The 14991-nt window shown below is 66.9% G+C and carries 15 protein-coding genes and 2 riboswitches; of the genes, 13 read left to right on the top strand and 2 right to left on the bottom strand.

Going from position 1 to position 14991, the window contains the following annotated elements; all coding sequences use genetic code 11:
* Positions 1-2 precede the first annotated feature (2 nt).
* Together XH84_RS27450 and cobJ are read left to right on the top strand one after the other, a co-directional pair.
* On the top strand, positions 3-734 hold the full coding sequence (locus tag XH84_RS27450; protein ID WP_128922598.1) for a precorrin-2 C(20)-methyltransferase: 732 nt from the start codon (positions 3-5) through the stop codon (positions 732-734).
* The gene (gene cobJ, locus XH84_RS27445; protein ID WP_128922597.1) at positions 731-1465 is read left to right on the top strand and encodes a precorrin-3B C(17)-methyltransferase; all 735 of its coding nucleotides are present in this window, start codon (positions 731-733) and stop codon (positions 1463-1465) included. The genes XH84_RS27450 and cobJ overlap by 4 nt, the downstream gene beginning before the upstream one ends.
* Here cobJ and XH84_RS27440 read toward each other — a convergent pair.
* Positions 1441-2187 (bottom strand): cobalt-precorrin-6A reductase, encoded by a 747-nt coding sequence (locus tag XH84_RS27440; RefSeq protein ID WP_128922596.1) that lies wholly within the window; start codon positions 2185-2187, stop codon positions 1441-1443. The two genes, cobJ and XH84_RS27440, sit on opposite strands and share 25 nt — an antisense overlap.
* Between XH84_RS27440 and cbiE the strand changes: the two genes are divergently transcribed.
* The 8 genes from cbiE to cobT all read left to right on the top strand — a co-directional run bounded on the left by cbiE (position 2186) and on the right by cobT (position 9372).
* Positions 2186-3367, top strand: a complete 1182-nt coding sequence (gene cbiE / locus XH84_RS27435) for a precorrin-6y C5,15-methyltransferase (decarboxylating) subunit CbiE (RefSeq protein WP_128922595.1) — start codon at positions 2186-2188, stop codon at positions 3365-3367. The genes XH84_RS27440 and cbiE overlap by 2 nt on opposite strands.
* Positions 3364-3732: a cobalamin biosynthesis protein gene (locus XH84_RS27430; protein ID WP_164936644.1), complete on the top strand. Its 369-nt coding sequence runs from the start codon at positions 3364-3366 to the stop codon at positions 3730-3732. Before cbiE ends, XH84_RS27430 begins: the two co-directional genes overlap by 4 nt.
* Positions 3729-4511, top strand: coding sequence for a precorrin-4 C(11)-methyltransferase (gene cobM / locus XH84_RS27425; RefSeq protein ID WP_128922593.1), 783 nt, complete (start codon positions 3729-3731; stop codon positions 4509-4511). Before XH84_RS27430 ends, cobM begins: the two co-directional genes overlap by 4 nt.
* Positions 4511-5821, top strand: a complete 1311-nt coding sequence (locus XH84_RS27420) for a cobyrinic acid a,c-diamide synthase CobB (protein ID WP_128922592.1) — start codon at positions 4511-4513, stop codon at positions 5819-5821. Before cobM ends, XH84_RS27420 begins: the two co-directional genes overlap by 1 nt.
* Positions 5818-6549 (top strand): uroporphyrinogen-III C-methyltransferase, encoded by a 732-nt coding sequence (cobA, locus tag XH84_RS27415; protein WP_128922591.1) that lies wholly within the window; start codon positions 5818-5820, stop codon positions 6547-6549. The genes XH84_RS27420 and cobA overlap by 4 nt, the downstream gene beginning before the upstream one ends.
* 34 nt (positions 6550-6583) lie before the next feature.
* A riboswitch (cobalamin riboswitch) is annotated at positions 6584-6802 on the top strand.
* Positions 6803-6839: 37 nt separating this feature from the next.
* Entirely contained in the window at positions 6840-7517 is a 678-nt protein-coding gene (locus tag XH84_RS27410) for an energy-coupling factor ABC transporter permease (RefSeq protein ID WP_128922590.1), read from the top strand.
* Between the two features lie 42 nt (positions 7518-7559).
* Positions 7560-8309, top strand: a complete 750-nt coding sequence (cobF, locus tag XH84_RS27405; RefSeq protein WP_128922589.1) for a precorrin-6A synthase (deacetylating) — start codon at positions 7560-7562, stop codon at positions 8307-8309.
* Positions 8310-8319: 10 nt separating this feature from the next.
* Positions 8320-9372, top strand: coding sequence for a nicotinate-nucleotide--dimethylbenzimidazole phosphoribosyltransferase (cobT, locus tag XH84_RS27400; protein WP_128922588.1), 1053 nt, complete (start codon positions 8320-8322; stop codon positions 9370-9372).
* On the opposite strand, the gene XH84_RS27395 is transcribed toward cobT, so the two are convergent.
* Entirely contained in the window at positions 9365-9937 is a 573-nt protein-coding gene (locus tag XH84_RS27395) for a histidine phosphatase family protein (protein ID WP_128922587.1), read from the bottom strand. The genes cobT and XH84_RS27395 overlap by 8 nt on opposite strands.
* Positions 9938-10011: 74 nt before the next feature.
* Positions 10012-10214, top strand: a riboswitch (cobalamin riboswitch).
* Positions 10215-10330: 116 nt separating this feature from the next.
* Between XH84_RS27395 and XH84_RS40055 the strand changes: the two genes are divergently transcribed.
* From XH84_RS40055 to XH84_RS27375, 3 genes are all read left to right on the top strand, one after another.
* Positions 10331-12685 carry a TonB-dependent receptor gene (locus XH84_RS40055; protein WP_164936643.1) on the top strand — a complete coding sequence of 785 codons (2355 nt, stop codon included), beginning with the start codon at positions 10331-10333 and terminating at the stop codon, positions 12683-12685.
* 12 nt (positions 12686-12697) lie between these two features.
* Positions 12698-14122: a PepSY domain-containing protein gene (locus XH84_RS27380; protein WP_128922585.1), complete on the top strand. Its 1425-nt coding sequence runs from the start codon at positions 12698-12700 to the stop codon at positions 14120-14122.
* Positions 14123-14243: 121 nt separating this feature from the next.
* Entirely contained in the window at positions 14244-14984 is a 741-nt protein-coding gene (locus XH84_RS27375) for a maleate cis-trans isomerase family protein (protein WP_128922584.1), read from the top strand.
* The last annotated feature ends 7 nt before the right edge of the window (positions 14985-14991 follow it).

Here is a 14991-nt window from a genome sequence, read left to right as displayed (position 1 = left end):
CGATGGGACGCATCATCTGCTGCGGTCTCGGCCCCGGTGATCCCGATCTGATGAGCGTGCGCGCCGATCGCACCGTCCGCGCCGCGCAGCACGTCGCTTTTTTCCGCAAGAAGGGCAGGCCGGGCCAGGCGCGGCGCATCGTCGAATGCATGTTGGCAGCCGACGTCACCGAATACCCGATGGAGTATCCGGTCACGACAGAGATCGCATTCGACAGTCCCGAATACGTGCAGTTGCTCGCCGGCTTCTACGACGAATGGGCGGAGCGCCTGGCGCGGCTTTCGCGCGCGGTCGATGTCGTCGTGCTCTGCGAGGGCGATCCCTACTTCTACGGCTCCTTCATGCATCTGCATACGCGCCTGCAAGGCCGCGTCGAGATCGAGGTGATCGCCGGCATTCCCGGCATGGTCGGCTGCTGGAACGGCGTCGGCCAGCCGATCGCGCTCGGCGATGACGTGACGACGGTGCTGATGGGGACACTTCCGGAAGGCGAGCTCGAGCGGCGCATGCGCGATTCCGATGCGCTCGTCGTCATGAAGACCGGCCGCAATCTCGCAAAAGTGCGCCGGGCACTCGCATCCGCTGGCCGGCTCGACGATGCCTGGCTGGTCGAGCGTGGCACTATGCCGGGCGAGCGTGTCGCGCGGCTCGCGGAGATCGATGCCGCCGACTGTCCTTACTTTGCGATCGTGCTGGTTCACGGCAATGGCCGGCATCTGGATGCCGCCGAATGACGGGCTCCTTGACCATCGCGGGCCTCGGGCCGGGTAGCGATGCGCTGGTGACGCCGGAGGTCTCAGCTGCGCTCGCCTCAGCAACCGACATTCTGGGCTATGCGCCCTATGTCGCGCGGGTGCCGGCGCGGCCGGGCCTTATTCTGCATCCTTCCGATAATCGCGAGGAGCTGCAGCGCGCAAGCGAAGCGCTGCGGCTCGCGTCCGAGGGTAGGCAGGTCGTCGTCGTGTCCTCCGGCGATCCCGGCGTCTTCGCGATGGCCTCCGCCGTGTTCGAGGCGCTCGAACAGGCGCCGCAATATCAGGCGCTGGCAATCCGCGTGCTGCCCGGCATCACCGCGATGCTGGCCGCCGCCGCCCGCGCCGGCGCGCCGCTGGGCCATGATTTCTGCGCGATCAATCTCTCCGACAATCTCAAGCCCTGGACATTGATCGAGAAGCGCCTGCGCCTCGCCGCGGAAGCCGACTTTGCGATCGCGATGTATAATCCGCGCTCGGCCAGCCGGCCGGAGGGCTTTGGCCGCGCGCTTTCAGTGTTGAAGGAGGCCGGTTGTGGCGAGCGCCTCGTGATCTTCGCGCGCGCCATCAGCGCGCCTGATGAGAAGATCCAGACGGTGACGCTGAACGAGGCGGCGCCCGAGATGGCCGACATGCGCACGTTGGTGATCGTCGGCAATTCGCAGACGCGCCGCGTCGGCCGCTGGGTCTATGCGCCGAGGCAGGCGCGATGACCGAGCCACTCCATCACGTCAGCGACGCTCTCGACCCGCCAGCGCTCGGGCAGCTCCGGTCGCGAGATCATAATGACGGGAAGGCCGAGCATGCGGGCCGCGTCGATCTTGGCACGCGCGCCATCGCCGCCGGAATTGCGGGCGACGATCGTGGCGATGCCGCGCCTGCGCAGCATTTGCAGCTCTCCGTCGAGCGTGAAGGGGCCGCGCGACACGATCACGTCGGCGGCGAAGGGCAGCGGCGCTTCGGGCGGATCGACGAAGCGCAGGGTGTAGGTGTGCTGCGGCTTCGTCGCAAATGGCGCGATATGCTGGCGACCGATGGCGAGGAACACGTTTGCGGGCAGCTCGGGCAACACTGTGACCGCGGCGCCGACATCTGCGACCTCGATCCAGTTGTCGCCAGGCGTCTTGATCCACGGTGTGCGTTCCAGCGCAATCAGCGGCGTTCCGGTGTCCGCGCACGCTTCGACCGCATGGCGGCTCATCTCGGCTGCGAAGGGATGCGTCGCGTCGATCACATGCGTGATGCCTTCGCCGCGGATGTAGTCGGCAAGGCCGCTCACGCCGCCGAAGCCACCGATGCGGGTCGGCAGCGGCTGATCCGCCGGTGCGCGGGTGCGGCCGCCATAGGAATAGACGGCGTCAAGACCGGCGCGCGCGATCGCCGCGGCGAGCAGGCTCGCATCGGCCGTTCCGCCCAGAATGAGGGCGCGTGTCATGATTGATCCCTGGCTGACCATCATCGGTATCGGCGAAGATGGCCTTGCCGGGCTGTCCGAGGCAAGCCGAAAGGCGCTCAGGGAGGCTGAAACCGTGTTCGGCGGCGAGCGGCATCTTGCGCTTTCCGGCGTGGGCAGTCGCGGCCGTCCGTGGCCGGTGCCGTTCGACGCCGCTGTCGTTCTGAGCTGTCGCGACCGGCCAACGGTGGTGCTCGCCTCCGGTGATCCGTTCTGGTACGGCGCGGGGGTCGTTCTCGCCGAGAAGCTCGGTAGCGACGAGTGGATGGCGCACCCGGCACCATCGACATTCTCGCTCGCTGCCGCGCGGCTGGGCTGGCGGCTGGAGTCCGTGACATGCATCGGCCTTCATGCCGCACCGTTCGAGCGCCTGATACCGCATCTGGTGCGAGATGCGCGCATCATCTGCCTGATGCGTGACGCAACGGCGGTCGGCAATCTCGCGAAGTGGTTGACGAAACGCGGGTGGGGCGCCTCATTGTTGTGGACGCTCGAAGCGCTTGGCGGGCCACAGGAATATATTGACCAGCATCGCGCCGACCTCTTTTCCGAGGAGATCGCTGGAGATCTGGTCGCGGTGGCGGTGTGGGCGAGGGGGACGCAGGGCATTCCGCGCAGCTCGGGCCTGCCAGACGATTTGTTCGTCCACGACGGCCAGATCACCAAGCGCCCGGTGCGCGCGCTCGCGCTCTCGGCGCTGGCGCCGCGTCCCGGCGAACGGCTGTGGGACATCGGTGCCGGCTCGGGTTCGATCTCGGTCGAGTGGGCGCTGTGCGGCGGGACGGCGACTGCCATCGAGGCACGCGAGGATCGCGTCGCGAACATCAGCAAGAATGCAGCCGCGTTCGGACTGGCGCATCGGATCATTGTCGTCACGGGAAGGGCACCGGAAGCTATTGCTGGGGCAGAAGCGCCGGATGCCGTCTTTATCGGCGGGGGCCTCGATAGCGCAATGTTCGATGCCATCTGGTCGCGGCTTTCGCCGGGCGCACGGCTGGTTGCGCATTCCGTTACGCTGGAAACGGAAGCACTGCTGGGCGGGCTGCATCAGCGCCACGGTGGCGAGCTGATGCGGGTCGAGATTGCGCAAGCCGCGCCGCTCGGCCGCTATCGCTCCTGGGAGGCGGCACGCCCGGTGGTGCAGTGGAGTACGGTCCGATGAAGGTCGCCGGGCTCGGATTCAGAAAGGATGTCACGCTGGCTTCGCTGCGCGAGGCGCTGTCGGCGGCCGGCGGTTCCGAGGGCCTCGCAGCGGTTGCGACCGTGGCCGACAAAGCCGATGCGGAGGCGCTGAAGCAACTCGCGCGTGAATGCGGCGTGCCGATCAGGGGTATCCCCGCCGATATGCTGGCCGGCATCGATACGCCGACGCAGTCGAAATTCGTCATGGAGAAGTTTGGAGCAGGATCTGTTGCCGAAGCCGCGGCGCTCGCCGCGGCTGGCCCTCGGGCTCGGCTCATTGCGACGCGCGTGGTTTCGCAGGACCACACGGCGACCGCCGCCATTGCGGAAGGAGACGGCGCATGACGGTGCATTTCATCGGCGCAGGGCCGGGCGCGCCTGACTTGTTGACCTTGCGCGGCCGCGACTTGATCGCGGCCTGTCCGGTCTGTCTCTATGCGGGCTCACTGGTGCCCGAAGGTGTCTTGTCGCATTGCCCGCCGGGCGCGCGCATCGTCAACACCGCGCCTCTGTCGCTCGATGAGATCATCGCGGAGATCGCCGCTGCGCATGCAGAGGGCAAGGACATCGCGCGGCTGCATTCCGGCGATCTCTCGATCTGGTCGGCGATGGGCGAGCAGCTCCGCCGCCTGCGCGCGCTCGCCATTCCGTTCACTGTGACACCTGGCGTGCCCTCTTTCTCGGCTGCCGCGGCAGCGCTGGAGGCTGAGCTGACGCTGCCCGGTCTTGCCCAGACGGTGGTGCTGACGCGCACGCCGGGTCGTGCTAGCGCGATGCCTGAAGGTGAGAAGCTCGCCGCATTCGCAGCCACTGGTGCCGTGCTTGCGATCCACCTCTCGATTCATCTGCTCGACAAGGTCGTCGCCGAGCTCACGCCGCATTATGGCGAAAATTGTCCGGTCGCGGTCGTCTGGCGTGCGAGCTGGCCGGACCAGCGCATTGTGCGCGCGACGCTGGCAACGCTCGATGCCGCGGTCGGAACGGAGATGGAGCGCACCGCGCTGATCCTGGTCGGCAGAACGCTTGGCGCCGCGGATTTCGACGAGAGCCGGCTCTACGCCGCCGACTACGATCGTCGCTATCGGCCCGTCGGTGCCGAGCCGCGCTTTCCGGAGGCGTCGTGATGCCGGCGGGCCTCATCGTCTCGGCACCAGCCTCCGGCGTCGGCAAGACCACGCTGACGCTGGCGCTCGCGCGGGCCTGGCGCCATCGCGGCTTGAATGTGCAGTGCTTCAAGAGCGGTCCCGATTACATCGATCCGGCCTTTCATGCCGCCGCGACTGGACGCGCTTCGGTCAATCTCGATAGCTGGGCGATGGATCGGGGGACAATCGCGTATCTGGTCAGCCGCGGCGCGGATGCCGATATTGTGCTCGCCGAGGGCTCGATGGGCCTGTTCGACGGCGTCGCCGCGCATGGCGTCTGCGGCACCGGTGCCACCGCCGACATCGCCGAGATGCTGGGCTGGCCGGTGCTGCTGGTGATCGACCCGTCTGGCCAGGCGCAGACCGCAGCCGCAATCGCCGCAGGCCTTCGCGATTATCGCGCAGGTGTGCGGCTTGCGGGCGTCGTGCTCAACCGCGTTGCCAGCCCACGCCATGAAGATTTGGTGCGGCGTGCACTCAGCGATGTCGGCATCGCCGTGTTCGGCGCGCTGCCGCGTCATGCCGAGATCAGTCTGCCGAAGCGGCATCTCGGCCTGGTGCAGGCCGAAGAGCAGGCCGAGATCGGCAAGCTGATCGACGAGGCCGCGCGCTTCGTCGCCGAGCATGTCGATCTCGACGCGGTGCTGCGCTCCGCAGCCAGCTGTTCGCCGCGAGCCGCGGCGAGCGGCGTCAATGTAGTGCCGCCCGGCCAGCGCGTTGCGCTGGCGCGCGATGCCGCGTTCTCCTTCGTCTATCCGCATATGCTGGAGGCCTGGCGCGCGGCGGGCGCAGAAATCTTGCCGTTCTCGCCGCTGGCCGATGAAGCGCCTGACGCGAGTGCCGACGTGTGCTGGCTGCCCGGCGGTTATCCCGAGCTTCATGCCGGCAGGATCGCGTCCAATGCCCGTTTTCGCAGCGGGCTGCGCGCTTTCGCCGAAACGCGGCCGGTGCATGGCGAATGCGGGGGCTATATGGTGTTGGGAGCCGCTTTGACCGACGCGGACGGGATGCGCCACGAGATGACAGGCCTGCTTGGCCTCGAGACGAGCTTTGCCAAACGCCGCATGCATCTGGGCTATCGCCTCGCGGCGCTCGCCGCGCCGATGCCGGGATATCGCGCCGGGGCGCGTCTGCGCGGCCATGAGTTTCACTATTCGACCATTCTTGGCCAGCCCGATCCGCAGCTGGCGGTCGTGCACGATGCGACGGGCGCGGCCATTGCCGAGACCGGCTCGCGGCGGGGCCACGTCAGCGGCACTTTCTTTCATCTGATCGCGGAGGACCGGTGAGCGGATTCGTCTCCTTCATCTCCGCCGGACCCGGCGATCCCGAGTTGCTCACGCTCAAGGGCGCCGCGCGGCTGCGCGAGGCCGACGTCGTGCTCTATGATGATCTCGCCTCGGGCGCGATCCTCGATCTCGCCCGGCCCGGCGCCAATCTCGTCGCGGTCGGGAAACGGGCAGGGCGGCCCTCGACCAAGCAGCATCACGTCAACCGGCTCCTGGTCGATTATGCCGCAACAGGGGCGCGCGTGGTGCGGCTCAAGTCAGGCGATGCCGGCATTTTCGGCCGGCTCGAGGAGGAGATCGAGACGCTGCGCGAGGCCGGCATCGGCTATGAGATCGTTCCCGGCGTCACCTCGGCTTGCGCCGCAGCGGCCCAGGCCGGCATTCCCCTGACCCGGCGCCACACCTCGCGCCGGGTGCAGTTCGTCACCGGGGCCGACGTCACCGGCGAGCTGCCGCCGAATCTGAACTGGGCGGCGCTGGCCGATCCTGAGGCGACGACCGTGGTCTATATGGGCCGGCGCACCTTCCCGGCGCTTGTCGCAAAATTGATCGCACACGGTCTCGCCGCGGATACTCCGGCGCTGTTGGCCGAGTCCCTCGGTCGCCCCGACGAGCGGCTGGTCCGCACCACCATTGCCGAGCTTGCCGAGCAGCTTGCCCGCGGCGGCGCCGCTTCAACCGCCGCCGTGATCCTGTTCGGCGCGCTGGCGGGGGATTATCCCTCGTGACCGCTTCGCCCCTTGACGCCGGCTCGGCGAAAGGGGCACACAGGAGAGGCATGGTGCTCGACGCGGCGCAAAGCGCCGGAGCATAATCGGGAATGGGGGTGGGCGGACCAAGTTGCGGCGCCCAAAACCCCAGCCGCCCCCGCGACTGTAAGCGGTGAGGGGCTCCGATCAGCCACTGGGCCGCAAGGCCCGGGAAGGCCGGAGAACCCAGTGAACCGCGAGCCAGGAGACCGGCCCTGCACGTTTTGAGGCCAAGGCCGTCGGGTGTGACGGCAGGAAGGATCTAAGCCATGCATATCGAACCCGGAATCGTGACGGGCGCCAAGCTCGTGTTGAGTTACGCAACCGGCGTCGCCGCGGGCGGCGTTGCCTTGAAGCTCGCCGCCGAGACCGTGCGCGAGCAGGGCATCGGCTCGTTCGCGGCGCGGACGCTCGCCACCACCGCCCTTGTTTTCACCTTCTTCGAGATTCTGCCGCACTTCCCGGTCGGGGTGTCCGAGGTGCACTTCATCCTCGGCTCGACGCTGTTCCTGCTGTTCGGCGCTGCGCCTGCCGCCTTCGGCCTGGCGTTCGGCCTGCTGCTTCAGGGCGTGTTCTTCGAGCCGGCCGACCTGCCGCAATACGGCATGAACGTCACGACGCTGCTGGTGCCGCTGTTCGCGATCCAGGCAATCGCCACACGGATCATCTCGCGCAACACCGCTTATGTCGACCTCAGGTATCGGCAGGCGCTGGCGCTGTCGACGACCTATCAGGCCGGCGTGATCGCCTGGGTAGCGTTCTGGGCGCTCTATGGCTCCGGTTTTGCGATGAGCAACCTCGCCAGCATCGCGACGTTTGCGGCCTCTTACGCGCTGGTCATCGTGATCGAGCCGCTCGCCGATCTCGCCGTGCTGGCGCTTGCGAAGTCGCTGCGCGGCGTCACCGCGCCCGGCCTCGTCACCCCGCGCCTGCACAACGCGGCCTAGAGAGACAAGGGGCGGCCGTCATGGCCGCCCCCAGCGCCCGCGATGCTCACGCTTTCCCTGATCGGCATCGGTTGCGGCGATCCTGGCCAGCTCACACGCGCCGCCGTTGAAGCCATCAATGCCGCCGATCTCATCCTGATCCCGCGCAAGGGAACGGCGAAGTCCGATCTCGCCGATCTCAGGCGGACGATCTGCGCGGATGTTGTCGGTAGCGGCAAGACCGTTATCGCCGAGTTCGATCTTCCCGTGCGCGACGCAGGTGAAGCGGATTACCGCAAGGGCGTGGACGACTGGCACGATGCGGTTGCCGCGACCTGGTCGCAGGCGATCGCAAATCATTTCGGCGGCGAGGGCAAGGTCGCGCTGCTGATCTGGGGCGATCCTTCGCTGTATGATTCCTCGCTGCGCATTGCGCGGCGGCTCGACCCCTTACCCAAAATCGAAGTCGTGCCCGGCATCACGTCGATCCAGGCGCTGTGCGCGGCACATGCACTGCCGCTCAACGATATCGGCGAGCCGTTCTTGGTCACGACGGGGCGGCGCTTACGCGAAGGCGGCTGGCCGCAGGGTGTCGACACCGTGGTGGTGATGCTCGACGGCGGCACGGCGTTTCAATCCTTGGATCCACTCGGGATTCACATCTATTGGGGCGCCTATCTCGGCATGCCCGATCAGATCATCATGTCCGGCGTGCTGGCTGAAGTCGGTCCGCGCATCGTCGCGCAGCGCCAGGAGGCGCGCGAGCGGCATGGCTGGATCATGGACAGCTATATTCTCAAGCGCAGGCGTTAAGCGAGGCAGCATGCTCCCCGAATGGATCACCCAGAACTGCCCCGAGATCTCCGCAGTCCATCGCGAAGCGGCGATCGCGCGTCAGGCGCAGTTGACAAAACCGACCGGCGCGCTTGGCCGGCTTGAGCAGCTCGCAATCGAGCTCGCAGGTCTGCAGGCGACCGAGCAGCCACGCGCCGCGCGTGTACCCATTGTCGTCTTCGCCGGTGATCACGGCATCGTCGCGCAGGGCGTGTCGGCCTATCCGCAAGCCGTGACCATCGCGATGATGGCGAACTTTGCCTCCGGCGGTGCTGCGATTTCGGTGCTGGCGCGCGAGCTTGGCTCGCGCCTGGAGGTGGTTGACGCCGGCACGCTGGCGCAGGAGCAGATGACGGGCATCGTCACCGACAAGCCGCGCCATGGCACGCGCGATTTCAGCGTGGAGGCCGCGCTCCTGCTTACGGAGCTGGCGTTTGCCTTCGAGGCCGGCCAGCGCGCGGTGGCGCGCGCGGAAGCCAATCAGCCCGACCTGCTGATCTTCGGCGAAATGGGGATCGGCAACACCACGACATCGGCGGCGATTGCGGCGAGCCTGCTTGGCATCAGCGCCGAGGAGATCGCGGGCAGCGGCACCGGCGTCGATGCGGCCGGCCGGGCGCACAAGGCGCGCGTGATCGACGCCGCGATTGCACGGCACGGCGTTGCAGGCTCTTCGCCAGAGAAGATCCTGTGTGCCGTCGGTGGGCTCGAAATCGCGGCGATCTCAGGCGCGATCATCGCTGCCGCGCAGCGCCGCATTCCCGTGCTGATCGATGGCTTCATCGTGTCGGTCGCAGCGCTCGCAGCAGCGCGGCTGAACCCGTCGTGCCAGCCCTTCCTGCTGCCGTCGCATCAATCGGCCGAGCAGGGGCATCGCCTGGTGCTGCGCGCGCTGAACGTGCAGCCGTTGATCAGCCTCGATCTCAGGCTCGGTGAGGGATCGGGCGCCGCCATCGCGTTGCCGTTGGTTCGGTCAGCCTGTGCACTTCACAACGGCATGGCGACCTTTGCAGAGGCCAATGTGCCCGATCGGCCTAGCTGATCCGCTGATTGACCGAGACGACACGCCAGCCGGCTGCGAGGCGATCGATCCGGGTCAGCGACAGCGGATCGACGACGAAGCGCAAGGCCGCTTGTGGCGTGAGATCCAGCGCGATGCAGAGCGCGGCCCGGATGGTGCCGGAATGCACGACGAGCGTGGCTGGTCCGGCTCCGATCCGCGCCAGACCCAGCCGCACGCGTGCGACCTGATCCGCAAAGCTTTCGCCGCCCGGCGGCCGTCCGCCGGCCGGATCGTTCCAGAACTGCGCGTAAGTCTCGTCGCCGGCGGCAGCGAGCTCATCGTGCCGACGGCCGGTCCAATCGCCGAAGTCCTGCTCGCGGAATTCACTGACCAGCTCCGGTTCGAGCCCCAGCGCGCGCGCGGTCTCGACCGTGCGCCGCGATGGGCTGGCATAGCTGGCGGCATCTTGCGAGAGGCGCTGCCGCAGCGCCTCCAATTGCGCGCGAGCGCCGAGATCAGCCGGCGCGTCGGCGGCGTGGATGGTGCCGGTGACGCCCGCAACCGGCGCGTGCCGTATCAACCAGAGGAAGGTCTCGCCTTCCATGCTCATCACTCCAAGGAAGTTGGTCGCTGTGGCAACAACGCCGCAACTGGCACATTGACTCCGTCGTGACGGTAATCCTAGATGCTCGCGACGGTTTCCCCGAGAGGGGATGAAAAGGGAATACGGTGCGGGGACGTTGTCCCCAATGCCGTGGCTGCCCCCGCAACTGTAAGCGGTGAATCCTTCGTCAGAAGCCACTGGGGTGCTCGGTCCCGGGAAGGCGACGAAGCGGTGATGACCCGCGAGCCAGGAGACCTGCCGTCAGCCGTGGTCACACGCGAAGATGTCGGTCGGGGAGTACAGACATTCGGCTTCATCGGACGGCTGCAAGCCAAAAGGTGAGACCTCGTTCGCTGTGACGTGCCACTGACGTCACACCGAGGTCCAAGAACCGTGTTTTCCATCCGTATCGTACGACCGTGCAGCGTCCTGCTTGCCTCCGCCGCGCTCACATCCTTCGCCGCTGCCGATATCCCTGCTGCGCTGGCGCAGCAGGCCCGCGAACCGTTGCCGCCCGTCGAGGTGACGCCGGCCCAGTCCCGCAAGCAGGCCAAGCCAGCCGGCCGCGGGGCGCAAAGCCCGCGCCGCGCGGCAGCGCACAGGCCTGCTGCTGCATCCGCGCCCAAGCCCATCGGGCCGGCTGCGGCGGCGCAGACGCCGCTCAACTCCAATGCCGTGGCGGAAAGCGCCTCGCGGCTCGGCCTGACGGTGCGGGAGACGCCCGCGACCGTGGAGGTGATCTCGGCCGAGACCATGCGCGAGCAGGGCTATCGCACCGTGTCTGACGTGGCCCAGGGCGCGGTCGGCGTCACCTCCGGTGACAATCCGGCGGAGCCCTCCGCGTTCTCCATGCGCGGTTTCACCAACAGCCAGATCAACACGCTCTACAACGGCATCAAGATCGGCCCGCAGAACATGACCTCGCGGATCATGGACACCGCCAATCTGGACGCCGTGGAATTGTTGAAGGGACCGGCGTCCTTGATCTCGGGCGAGGGTGCCGCCGGCGGCGCGATCAACTTCGTCACCATACAGCCGCACTCTGGACTTAGCCGGAACGAGGCGGACTTCTCCTGGGATTCGCTGAACTCGTTGCGCGCGCATTACGGCTCGGGCGGTAGCACCAACGTGCAAGGCCTCGACTACCGCTTCGACGTCAGCCGCTCCGCGCTCAACGGCTTTGCCGACGACACCAACACCAAGACGCTGGACGTCTCGGGCCAGCTCAACTACCGCATCTCCGACAGCCTCAAGGTCTGGGGCGCGATCGAGTATCGCGAAGATCGCTCCAAGGCCTATTGGGGCGTGCCGCTGGTGCCGATCGCCTTCAGCGGCTCGCATGCGACGAGCGGGATCGTCTCCGGCAATTACGTCTCGAACTACAGCAAAACCAACCTCGGCGCGGTTACCATCGACGATCGCACCTTCAACACCAATTACAATGTTCTCGACAACCGGAATGTCGCGCAGGAGGTCTGGCTGCGTGGTGGCTTCGAGCTGAAGCTGGCGCCCGACCTGACGCTGAAGAGCCAAGCCTATGGTTATGGCGCTGAGCGCACTTGGTTCAATAACGAGGTCGAAGCATTCAATTCCACGACGAACCTTGTCGATCGCGAGCGCTTCTATGTCGCACATAGCCAGCGTCTCGTCGGCAACATCACCGACCTGATCTGGGACACCAACATCGCAGGGTTCGACAATCGACTCGTCACGACGCTGTCGTCGAGCTATCTGGATTTTGTCCGGCCGGGCGCGGCCAACTTTCCAGGGGATTCCGTTGATCTGGTCGATCCCAACCGTGGCTTCTACGGCCTGCTCACGACCAAGCAGCAGACCGCACGCATCGACAACGAGGCGCTGTCGGTCGAGGACCGGCTGAAGCTGACGCGGACGTTCGCGCTGATCGGCGGCCTGCGCGTCGAGCATATCGGGCTCGATCGCAACTCGACCGATCGGAACGGCCTTGTGAACGCGGGCTTTCCGTACACGAAAGACTGGGCGCCGGTGACGGGACGCATTGGCTACACCTGGGAGGCCGTGCCCGGCCTGACCTTCTTCAGCCAGTACGCGACCGGCGCCGACGTCTCCGCCAACAACATCTTTTTGCTCGCGCCAACCCAGCCGCTGGACCTCACCACCGCGCGCACCTACGAGACCGGCGTCAAGCACCTGTTCTGGGACAACCGCGCGGAGTGGTCGTTCTCGGCCTACGACATCCTGCGCAAGAACGTCTATGCCGCGGCCGGCGGGCAGGCGCTCAATATCGCCGGGCGGCAGGAGTCCAGGGGCGTCGAGCTTGCCGCCTCGTTCCGTCCGATCGAGCCGCTGCGGCTGTGGGGCAACATCGCCTATGTCGATGCGCGCTATGCCGATTACAACTTCGTCGGCGGCTCTTTCTCCGGCAACACGCCGCCGAACGTGCCCCGCATCGTCGCCAATGCCGGCGCGTCGTACCGGTTATTCACGCCCTGGCCGGTGGAGCTCGGCATTACCGGCCGTCATGTCGGCGACCGCTACAATACCGATGCCAACACGGTGACGATGAAGGCCTACACCGTCGCCGATGTCTACGCCTTCGTCGATATTCCCAGGTCCGTATTCAACGCGGTCGACCAGGCCCGCCTGACCTTCCGCGTCCGCAACATTACCGATAAGCGCTATGCGATCTGGGGCGATCCGTTCTATCCCGATCAGGTCCTGCTCGGCGCGCCGCGCACCTACGAGCTCTCGGCGGCGTTCAAATGGTAGGACGCTGACCGCATGATGGGCGCGATCGTCCTGTTGCACCGCTGGCTCGGGATCGCGTTCTGCCTGCTGTTCGCGATGTGGTTCGGAACCGGAATCGTGATGCACTTCGTCCCGTTTCCGTCGCTGACGGAGGCGGAGCGCTTTGCCGCGCTCGCGCCGGTGGCGCGTACGGAGATGAGGATCTCGATCGCCGAGGCGGTCGCTGCGAGCGGGGTCACTGACGCCACGCGCGTGCGTTTGGTCCAGCTGAGCGGCGGATCGGTCTATATTGTGTCGGGGCCATCGCGCGTCCGTGCGGTCGGTGCCTCCGACGGGCAGGACGCAGCTTTGATGTCCGCCGATCTTGCGCTCGCCATCGCGCGGGATCACGCCCGCCGCCGCGGGCTCGACGCCGCGCGGGCCGGGATCGTCCCTCTGGAGGACTACGATCAATGGAGCGTGCCGAACGGCTTTGACCGCCATCGGCCCTTGTTTCGCATCGCCCTCGGCGATGCCGCGGGAACGGAGCTCTATGTCTCGTCGCGCACCGGCGAGGTCGTCCTCGATACGGCGCGCGGCGAGCGCGGCTGGAATTGGGCCGGCAGTGTGCTGCACTGGATCTATCCGACGGTCCTGCGGAGCAACTGGTCTCTGTGGGATCGCGTCGTCTGGACGCTGTCGCTGCTGGCCTTGCTTGCAGCCTCGCTGGGTGCGGTGCTCGGGATCGTACGGCTCAGGATGCGAGGTCGCCGGATCTCGACACCCTACCGCGGCTGGCATGCGCTGCATCACCTTGTTGGCCTTGCTGCAACGGCGTTCGTGCTGACGTGGATTTTCAGCGGCTGGCTTTCGATGGATCACGGCCGGTTGTTCTCGCGCGGCGAACTGAGCCGCGCCGAAGCGGACGTGATGAACGTCGCACCGGACTGGACGGCGGCTCCGTCATTCGATCGACAGCCGATGGCGCCGTCAGTCCGCGAGATTGAATGGTTCGCGTTCGGCGGCCAACTCTATCGCCGCGATCGCTCCGTTCTCGGCGTCCAGACCTTGGCCATGGCAGGGAATGCCTCCCACGAGGAATTTCTGAGCGCGGGCGAGGTCGAAGGGCTCGCGGCGCGTCTCGCCAACGGATGCGGTACGCCGTCCGTTCTGGCCCGGAATGACGGCTATCCCGCACAATCGGTCGTCCCCGGAGCCCCGGTCTATCGCGTCCGCTGCGGTGATCTCTGGTTCGACATCGACGGCGCCGACGGGCACGTGCTGCAACGGCTGGACGCCTCGCGGCGCGCCTACCGCTGGTTCTACAGCGCGCTGCACACACTCGACTTCCCTGTCCTCATGGCGCATCCGCTTCTGCGCGATGTCCTGATCGTCGGGCTTTGCGCGCCTGGGCTTGTGTTCTCGCTCACTGGCATCGTCATCGGCTGGCGGCGCTTGCGGTCGACCTTCGCGGCTTGAGCCGCGTCTCGGGCAAATCATATGAACCATGCAAATTGCGGGTTGCGCGGGCGACGACGGGCGAGGATGATCGACTGAGGGAGCGCAGCAGTGCGCTCTCCCGATGGGGCGATCGTGATCGATGTCTATCTTGCGCAAGCGTCTCGGCATGATCACACCGTCCTCCAATTCGGTGCTGGAGCCCGTCACCGCCGCCATGCTGCAAGGCGTTGACGGCGTCACCGCGCACTTCTCGCGGTTCCGTGTCACGGAGATCGCGCTGGACGCCGCTGCGCTGAGCCAGTTCGATGTCTCGGCGATGCTGCCGGCGGCGGACCTGCTGGCCGATGCCAAGGTCGATGCCATTGCCTGGAACGGCACGTCGGCAAGCTGGCTCGGCGTCGGTCGCGACAGGAGCCTTTGCGAAGCCATCACCGCGCGCACCGGCGTGCCCGCGACGACGTCGACGCTTGCCTGCATCGATGCTGCCCGCGCGCTCGGCGCCAAACGTGTCGGCCTCGTCTCGCCCTATACGGACGACGTGCAGCAGCGCATCGGCAATGTCTGGACCGAGGAAGGCATTGCTCCGCATGCCGAGCGGCATCTCGGCCTGCGTGACAATTTTTCCTTTGGCGAGGTCGGCGCTGGCGCCATCGCGGACATGATCCGCGCCGTGGCGACGGAGGGCGCCGACGCGGTCGTCATTCTCTGCACCAATCTCGATGGTGCGGCGCTCGCCGCCTCGCTCGAGCCGGAATTGAGCGTCGCGGTCCTTGATTCGGTCGCGGTCACGCTGTGGCGGACGCTGGAGCTCGCCGGCGGCGACATCGCGCCCCTTGCGCGGTGGGGCCGGATCTTCGAGACATCGGCAGCCATCAAGTGACGGAGAC

The sequence above is a fragment of the Bradyrhizobium nanningense genome (genome assembly GCF_004114535.1).
GTDB classification, from domain to species: domain Bacteria; phylum Pseudomonadota; class Alphaproteobacteria; order Rhizobiales; family Xanthobacteraceae; genus Bradyrhizobium; species Bradyrhizobium nanningense.
This window is presented reverse-complemented; position numbering and strand designations above follow the sequence as displayed.

Bases quoted from the DNA above. Each gene is read 5' to 3' on its own strand.
- XH84_RS27450 (WP_128922598.1), top strand. From the start codon at position 3: ATGGGACGCATCATCTGCTGCGGTCTCGGCCCCGGTGATCCCGATCTG.
- cobJ (WP_128922597.1), top strand. From the start codon at position 731: ATGACGGGCTCCTTGACCATCGCGGGCCTCGGGCCGGGTAGCGATGCG.
- cbiE (WP_128922595.1), top strand. From the start codon at position 2,186: ATGATTGATCCCTGGCTGACCATCATCGGTATCGGCGAAGATGGCCTT.
- XH84_RS27440 (WP_128922596.1), bottom strand. From the start codon at position 2,187: ATGACACGCGCCCTCATTCTGGGCGGAACGGCCGATGCGAGCCTGCTC.
- XH84_RS27430 (WP_164936644.1), top strand. From the start codon at position 3,364: ATGAAGGTCGCCGGGCTCGGATTCAGAAAGGATGTCACGCTGGCTTCG.
- cobM (WP_128922593.1), top strand. From the start codon at position 3,729: ATGACGGTGCATTTCATCGGCGCAGGGCCGGGCGCGCCTGACTTGTTG.
- XH84_RS27420 (WP_128922592.1), top strand. From the start codon at position 4,511: ATGCCGGCGGGCCTCATCGTCTCGGCACCAGCCTCCGGCGTCGGCAAG.
- XH84_RS27410 (WP_128922590.1), top strand. From the start codon at position 6,840: ATGCATATCGAACCCGGAATCGTGACGGGCGCCAAGCTCGTGTTGAGT.
- cobF (WP_128922589.1), top strand. From the start codon at position 7,560: ATGCTCACGCTTTCCCTGATCGGCATCGGTTGCGGCGATCCTGGCCAG.
- cobT (WP_128922588.1), top strand. From the start codon at position 8,320: ATGCTCCCCGAATGGATCACCCAGAACTGCCCCGAGATCTCCGCAGTC.
- XH84_RS27395 (WP_128922587.1), bottom strand. From the start codon at position 9,937: ATGGAAGGCGAGACCTTCCTCTGGTTGATACGGCACGCGCCGGTTGCG.
- XH84_RS27380 (WP_128922585.1), top strand. From the start codon at position 12,698: ATGATGGGCGCGATCGTCCTGTTGCACCGCTGGCTCGGGATCGCGTTC.
- XH84_RS27375 (WP_128922584.1), top strand. From the start codon at position 14,244: ATGTCTATCTTGCGCAAGCGTCTCGGCATGATCACACCGTCCTCCAAT.